This is a genomic window from Clavibacter lycopersici (genome assembly GCF_003576405.1).
Classification (GTDB): Bacteria; Actinomycetota; Actinomycetes; order Actinomycetales; family Microbacteriaceae; genus Clavibacter; species Clavibacter lycopersici.
Genome location: NZ_QWGT01000140.1, coordinates 1 through 7,434, shown reverse-complemented (window position 1 = coordinate 7,434; position 7,434 = coordinate 1). Strand labels below are relative to the sequence as shown.

The 7,434-nt window shown below is 72.9% G+C and carries 6 protein-coding genes; 4 read left to right on the top strand and 2 right to left on the bottom strand.

Going from position 1 to position 7,434, the window contains the following annotated elements; all coding sequences use genetic code 11:
- From DZG00_RS10140 to DZG00_RS10125, 4 genes are all read left to right on the top strand, one after another.
- Nucleotides 1-1,808, top strand: a 1,808-nt coding sequence (locus DZG00_RS10140) for an ABC transporter family substrate-binding protein (RefSeq protein WP_147359967.1), incomplete at its 5' end; no start/stop codon positions are given.
- A gap of 114 nt (nucleotides 1,809-1,922) precedes the next feature.
- Nucleotides 1,923-3,830 carry a translational GTPase TypA gene (gene typA / locus DZG00_RS10135; RefSeq protein ID WP_119382089.1) on the top strand — a complete coding sequence of 636 codons (1,908 nt, stop codon included), beginning with the start codon at nucleotides 1,923-1,925 and terminating at the stop codon, nucleotides 3,828-3,830.
- Between the two features lie 5 nt (nucleotides 3,831-3,835).
- Entirely contained in the window at nucleotides 3,836-4,345 is a 510-nt protein-coding gene (locus DZG00_RS10130; RefSeq protein WP_119382088.1) for a hypothetical protein, read from the top strand.
- Nucleotides 4,346-4,410: 65 nt separating this feature from the next.
- Entirely contained in the window at nucleotides 4,411-4,824 is a 414-nt protein-coding gene (locus DZG00_RS10125; RefSeq protein ID WP_119382087.1) for a VOC family protein, read from the top strand.
- Here the strand turns inward: DZG00_RS10125 and efeB are convergent.
- On the bottom strand, nucleotides 4,794-6,116 hold the full coding sequence (gene efeB / locus DZG00_RS10120) for an iron uptake transporter deferrochelatase/peroxidase subunit (protein WP_119382086.1): 1,323 nt from the start codon (nucleotides 6,114-6,116) through the stop codon (nucleotides 4,794-4,796). The genes DZG00_RS10125 and efeB overlap by 31 nt on opposite strands.
- Nucleotides 6,116-7,327, bottom strand: a complete 1,212-nt coding sequence (gene efeO, locus DZG00_RS10115; protein ID WP_119455588.1) for an iron uptake system protein EfeO — start codon at nucleotides 7,325-7,327, stop codon at nucleotides 6,116-6,118. Before efeO ends, efeB begins: the two co-directional genes overlap by 1 nt.
- Nucleotides 7,328-7,434 lie beyond the last annotated feature (107 nt).

Here is a 7,434-nt window from a genome sequence, read left to right as displayed (position 1 = left end):
CGCGAGGGATCCGCCGGGCCGTCCGCGCTGCGTCCGCCGCCGTCGCCCTGGCGCTCGTCGCCGGCCTGGCCGCCTGCTCGCCGACCACCGGCGTGGTCGCGCAGACCGAGATCCGCGCGGCGATCCCCTCCTCCTTCACCTCCTACAACGCGCAGTCGCGCACGGGCGGCACCGACGGCAACCGGGAGATCGTGCACGCCACGAACTCGCGGTTCTCCGAGGTGTCCGCAGACGGCACCGTGGCGGCGGACCCGGGGTACGGGACGGCGAGGGTCGTCTCGCGCGACCCCTTCACCGTGGAGTACACCGTCGCCGAGGGCGTCCGCTGGTCCGACGGCGAGCCCGTCGACGCGGCCGACCTCCTGCTCGCCTGGGCCGCCGGATCCGGCGCGCTCGACACCGCCGGCTTCGACCCGGCCGGCTACGTCGACGACTCGACGGGCGGCTACACCGGGCCGCTGCCGGACCAGACCGTCTTCTTCGACGCCGCGGCCGACGAGGCGCTCACCCACGTCACCCGCACGCCCGAGATCGGCGACGGCGGCCGGTCGATCACCATGGTCTTCGACGAGTACACGCCGGACTGGCGGCTCGCGTTCGAGGTCGGCCTGCCCGCGCACAGCGTCGTGCAGCTGGCGCTCGACATGACGAGCCCGGGCCGCGCGAAGCAGACGCTCGTGGATGCCGTGCAGGACCGCGCGCCCGAGCTGCTCTCGCCCATCTCCGACGCGTGGAACCGCGGCTTCGGCGTCGCGGAGATCGCCGCGCACCCGGATCGCGCCGTGGGCTCGGGCCCCTACGCCGTCGAGTCGATCGACCCGGGCACCTCCATCACGCTGCGGGCCAACCGCTTCTACACGGGGACGCACCGGCCGTCGGTCGAGCGCATCGTCGTGTCCACCATCGAGGATCCCGACGCCGCCGTCGCCGCGCTCCAGGCCGGCGAGGTCGACGTCATCGCGCCCGAGGCCGACGGCGAGGTCGCCGACGCGCTCGCCCGCATCGACGGCGTGCAGGTGGTCAGGGGATCCTCCGCCACCTGGGAGCGCGTCGACCTGCAGACCCTCGGCGCGCGCGATCCCGCCATGTCGGACGTCGCCGTCCGCACCGCGTTCCTCTCGACGATCCCGCGCGACGCGATCGTCCGCGAGGCCGCGACGCCCGTGGATCCCGACGCGACGACGCGGGACTCCTTCGTCCTCGCGCCCAGCACCGACGGGTACGCCGACCAGGTGCGCGCCAACGGGTCCAACCGTTTCCGGGACGTCGACCTCGACGAGGCACGGCAGCTCCTCGCGTCGGTCGGCCGAACCGCCCCCGAGGTCTGCGTGCTCTTCGACCCCGCCGACCCCCGTCGGGTCGCCGCCTTCGAGGCGATCCGCGACTCCGCCGAGAAGGCCGGCTTCGTCGTGACCGACTGCTCGACCCCGCAGTGGGAGAGCGTGCTCGGACAGGAGGGCGCATACGACGTCGCCCTCCTCTCGTCGGACGACGCGTACCCCTCCGTCGCGGGGATCCGCGCCGCGTACGAGTCCCGCGCCGACGCCCGCGACGGCCAGGCGACGGCCGACCCCGACGTCGCGTCCCTGTTCGCCTCGCTCAGCCGCACCGAGGACGAGGACGCGCGCACCGAGCTCCTGCTGCGCCTGGACCGCCGCATGTACGGCGACCGCGCCGGCCTCCCGCTCTACCAGCGCCCCGCGCTCGCCGGCGTGCGGTCCTCCGTCTCCGGCGTCCAGGTGTCGGCGCACCAGGCCGGGATCCTCGACGATGCCTGGCGCTGGACGCTCACCTCCGACGCTCCCTGAGTCCGGCTTGCATCGGCACGGTAGGCTGTACGTCGCTGGGAATAGCAGACGGCGGCTCTTCGCCCTCCTCCCTTGATGACAAGGCCGGCACCCTCTCCACTGAAGGACAGCACTATGGCGCTAGTCGCGCGCAACGACCTCCGCAATGTGGCCATCGTGGCCCACGTGGACCACGGCAAGACGACCCTGGTCGACGCCATGCTCAAGCAGACGAACTCGTTCGACGCCCACTTCGAGGGCGAGGACCGCATGATGGACTCGAACGACCTCGAGCGCGAGAAGGGCATCACGATCCTCGCGAAGAACACCGCGGTGCTCTACAACGGGAAGCACGCCGACGGCACGCCCATCGTCATCAACGTGATCGACACCCCGGGCCACGCCGACTTCGGCGGCGAGGTCGAGCGCGGCCTGTCCATGGTCGACGGCGTCGTGCTCCTCGTCGACGCGTCCGAGGGCCCGCTGCCCCAGACGCGCTTCGTGCTCCGCAAGGCGCTCGAGGCGAAGCTCCCCGTGATCCTGCTGGTCAACAAGACCGACCGCCCCGACGCGCGCATCGACGAGGTCGTGGCCGAGAGCCAGGACCTCCTCCTCGGCCTCGCGTCCGACATGTCGGACGAGCACCCGGACCTCGACCTCGACGCGATCCTCGACGTGCCCGTCGTCTACGCGTCCGGCCGCAACGGCGCCGCGAGCGCGAACAAGCCGGAGAACGGCACCCTGCCGGACAACGACGACCTCGAGCCGCTCTTCAAGGCGATCCTCGACCACGTCCCCGCGCCCACGTACGACGACCAGCACCCGCTGCAGGCCCACGTCACGAACCTCGACGCGTCGCCCTTCCTCGGCCGCCTCGCCCTCCTCCGCGTCTTCAACGGCACGATCAAGAAGGGCCAGCAGGTCGCCTGGGTCAAGCACGACGGCACCGTCAAGAACGTGAAGATCACCGAGCTCCTCATCACCAAGGCGCTCGACCGCTTCCCGACCGAGTCCGCGGGCCCCGGCGACATCGTCGCCGTCGCCGGCATCGAGGACATCACCATCGGCGAGACGCTCGCCGACCCGGAGGACGTCCGGCCGCTGCCCACCATCACGGTGGACGACCCGGCCATCTCGATGACCATCGGCACCAACACCAGCCCGCTCATCGGCAAGGTCAAGGGCCACAAGCTCACCGCGCGCATGGTCAAGGACCGCCTCGACCGCGAGCTCATCGGAAACGTGTCCATCAAGCTGGTCGACATCGGCCGCCCGGACGCCTGGGAGATCCAGGGCCGCGGCGAGCTCGCGCTCGCGATCCTCGTGGAGCAGATGCGCCGCGAGGGCTTCGAGCTCACCGTCGGCAAGCCGCAGGTGGTCGTCAAGCAGGTCGACGGCAAGGTGCACGAGCCCTACGAGCACCTCACCATCGACTCGCCCGAGGAGTACCTCGGCGCGATCACGCAGCTCCTCGCCGCCCGCAAGGGCCGCATGGAGGGCATGAGCAACCACGGCACCGGCTGGGTCCGCATGGAGTTCGTCGTCCCGTCGCGCGGCCTCATCGGCTTCCGCACGGAGTTCCTCACGATCACGCGCGGCGCGGGCATCGCCAACGCCGTGTCGCACGGCTACGAGCAGTGGGCGGGCGAGATCACGACCCGCGTCAACGGCTCGATCGTGGCCGACCGCGCCGGCGTCGCCACCCCGTTCGCCATGGTGGCCCTGCAGGAGCGCATGTCGTTCTTCGTGGAGCCGACCCAGGAGGTCTACGAGGGCATGGTCGTGGGCGAGAACTCGCGCGCCGACGACATGGACGTGAACATCACCAAGGAGAAGCAGCTGACCAACATGCGTCAGTCCACCTCCGACTCCTTCGAGCGCATGACGCCCTCGCGGCGCCTGACGCTCGAGGAGTGCCTCGAGTTCGCCCGCGAGGACGAGTGCGTGGAGGTCACGCCCGAGTTCGTGCGGATCCGCAAGGTCGAGCTCGACGCGAACGCCCGACAGCGCAAGACGTCGCGACTGAAGAAGCAGAACGCTTAAGCGCCATGACCCCGACGAGCCCGTCCGTCAGGTCCCTCCGCAGGAGGGGGCTGGCGGCCGGGCTCGTCCTCGTCCCGGCGCTCGTGATCACGGGATGCAGCCAGGTGGGCGACGTGGTCCGCGATGCCGCCCAGGAGGGCGCGAAGCAGGTGCGGCACAGCGTGGAGGACGTCGTCGGCGACACGCTCGGCAAGGTGCAGGTGTCCACGGACGGCCACATCCCCGACTCGTTCCCGGCGGACGCCGTGCCGTTCCCCGAGGGGAAGCTGCTCGGCGGGGGAGCCGCGCCCGACGGGGCCGGCTGGGTGGCGCAGGTCGCCGTGCCCGAGGTCGAGGGCGGCTTCGCCGACGCCCGCACGCGGCTCGAGGCCGCCGGCTATGCGTCGAGCGAGATCGCGAGCGACGCGCAGAGCGGCTACGGGCGCTTCACCACGGACGCCTACACGGTGATCGTGACGGTCTCGGCGGATCCCGGATCCCCGGTGGCGACGTACGTGGTGCTGCCCGCGGGCTGAGCCGCGCCGACCGTTGCGCCGCTCGCCCGCGGACCGCGCGCCGCCGGCAGGCGTAGCCTCCGGGCATGATCACCGTCGGCTCCGTCGTCATCCGCGTGCACGACCTCGCCGCGCAGGTCCGCTTCTGGTCCCGCGCGCTCGACTACGAGGTGCGCGAACCGGCCAACGACGACTTCGTCCTGCTCCGCTCCCGCGACGGCGCGGGGCCGAACGTGTCGCTCGACGCGCACCCGTCCGAGCGTGCGCTGCCGCCGCGCATCCACCTCGACCTCTACGCGGACGACCAGGAGGCGGAGGTGCGCCGGCTCGTGGGGCTCGGTGCGCGCCACGTCGAGTGGGCCGGCCGGCCGGCCGACGCCGACTACGTGATCCTCGAGGATCCCGAGGGCACCCGCTTCTGCGTCGTCGACGCGCGCGGCTGGCCGGGCTGGTCGCCGCGCACGGGGGCTCAGGAGGAGAAGAGCGTCTCCCCGACGTAGCCGTCGCGCGTCGCGCCCGGCGGCACCGCCCAGATCCCGCTTCCCACGTGGCGCAGGTACTCGTTCATCGCGTCGCGCGCGAGGCTGCGCTGGACGGGGATGAACTGGGTGCGCGGATCCCGCTGGAACGCGAGGAAGAACAGGCCCGCGTTCAGTCGCCCCAGCTCGTCGTTGCCGTCGACGAAGTTGTAGCCGCGGCGGAGGAGCACCGCTCCGTCGTTGGCGTCCGGGTGCGCGAGGCGCACGTGCGACGCGGGGTCGATGAGCGGCGCCCCGCCGCGCCCGGTCGCGGAGAAGTCGGGAGCCGTGTGCTCCTCGCCGCCGCTCAGGGGCGCGCCGGATCCCTTCGTGCGGCCGACCACGCGCTCCTGCTCGCGCAGCGACGAGCGGTCCCACGTCTCGATGGTCATGCGGATGCGGCGCGCGACGAGGTACGAGCCGCCGCGCATCCACGCCTCCGCGGGGGTGGATCCCGCGTCGGCCCAGACGTGGTCCTCGACCTGGCGCGTGTCCTCGGACTTCACGTTCGCGGTGCCGTCCTTGAAGCCGAAGAGGTTCCGCGGCGTGACCTGCGCGCGGCTCGTCGACGACGTGCGGCCGAAGCCGAGCTGCGACCACCGGATGGAGGCGCGGCCGAACGCGATGCGCGACAGGTTGCGGATCGCGTGCACGGCCACCTGCGGGTCGTCGCTGCACGCCTGGATGCAGAGGTCGCCGCCCGTGGCCTGCGGCACGAGCGCCTCGCCCGGGAAGCGCGGCAGGTCGACGAGCGCGGCGGGCCGACGGTCGGCGATGCCGAAGCGGTCGACGCCGTCCGCGGTGGTGAACAGCGACGGGCCGAGGCCGAACGTGATCGTGAGGCCCGCGGGCGGCAGGTCGAGCGCCTCGCCCGTGTCGTCCGGCGGCGAGTCGTACGGGCCGTCGACCGCTCCGAGGGCGCCCGCGGATCCGCCGGCCGTCATGCGCGCTGCGGCGGCGCTCCAGTCCTGGAGGAGCGAGACGAGGCCGGCGCGGTCGATGTCGGCGACGTCGAACGCGGCGAAGTGCAGGCGGTCCTGGGCGGGCGTCGTGATCCCGGCCTGGTGCGTCCCGTGGAACGCGTAGGTGGCGCCGCCCGCGGCCTGGCGCGCGCCCGCGAAGGCGCGGTCGGCCATGACGCCGCCCGCGGAGCCCACCAGGCCGCCGCCGAGCGCGCCCGCGCCGAGGAGGCCGAGGATCCCGCGTCGGGAGATGCCCGTGGGTGCCTGCGGAGCGGGAGCGTCGGCGGGCGCCGTCGTCTGGTCGTCGGTCATCAGCCGACGAGCGTCCCGGTGAGCTTCGACAGCGGCTCGGCCAGCGCGTTCACGCCGTCGGCGAGGCCCTTGACCTGGTCGGTGGTGAGCCGGTCGTAGGTCGTGAAGCCCTCCTCGAGGGATCCGTACGCGGCGAGGTCCTGCTCGAGCGACGCGAACTGCGCGTCGAGCGTGGCGACGAGCTGCGGGTCCTTCGGCGCGACGATGTCGCGGACGCCCTCGTACGCGACGCGGGCGCCCTCGAGGTTCGCCTGGAAGTCCCACAGGTCGGTGTGCGACCAGATCTCCTCCTCGCCGGTGATCTTGCCGGAGGCGACCTCGTCCATCAGCCCGACGGCGCCGTTGGAGACCGTGGAGATGTCGACCGAGAAGCCGTCCGCGTGCACGGCGTCGTAGAGGCGCTGGGTGTCGGCGGTCAGCTCCTGGGCGAAGTGCGCGCGATCCGCCTGGTCGAGCGGCGCGTAGACGTCGCCGCCGTTCGCGTCCGGCGCGGGCTGCCAGAGGTCCTTCTCGATCCGGTGCCAGCCGGTCCACTCGGTGCCCGGCTCGACGTCGGCCTCGCGGAAGTCGATCTCCGGGTCGAGGTCGCCGAACGACTCCGCGACGGGCTCGACGCGCTCGTAGTACGCGCGGGCCGTGGGGTAGAGGGAGCGCGCCCTCCCGTCGTCGCCCGCGAGGTACGCGGCGGCGAACTCCTGCGTGGCGGGGAGGAGGCGGCCGACCTGGTCCTTGACGTAGGCGAGGTACGCGGCGGCCGCGTCCTGGCCCTGCTGCTCGGCGTCGCCCGCGAGCGCGACCTGGTCGCCCGTGACGGTGAAGGGCGCGCGGCCCACGCCGTCGCCCACCATGCCGGGCTTGCAGACGGTGTAGTAGCTGCCGGGCTGCGCGGTGAGCACGAGGTCGCGCTCGATCCCGGGGCTCACGTTCTCGACCTCGCCCACGATCCGCAGTCCGTCGTCCGCGAGCAGGTAGAACTCGGTCACCTGGTCCGTGGAGTTCGTGACGTGGAACGAGACGGTGCCGCTGGGCGCGGTCGCGGCGGAGACGGTGCAGGCCTCGGCGGAGCTGTCGACCGTGAGCTGCGTGACGCCGGAGTCCGCGGCGGCGGCGCCGTCGGCGGGGGATCCGGTCGGGGCGTTCGCGACGCAGCCCGAGAGGGCGAGGGCGGCGCCGGCGAGCAGGGCGGCGGCGGGGAGGGTCGAGCGCTTCATGGGTCCTTCGGGGGAGCGGGCCGGCGGTGCCGGGCGGTGGACGGAGCGGGGGAGCGGGAGGGTCGGGGAGCGGTCGGCGTCAGCGCGCGGCGGTCGCGTCGGCGACG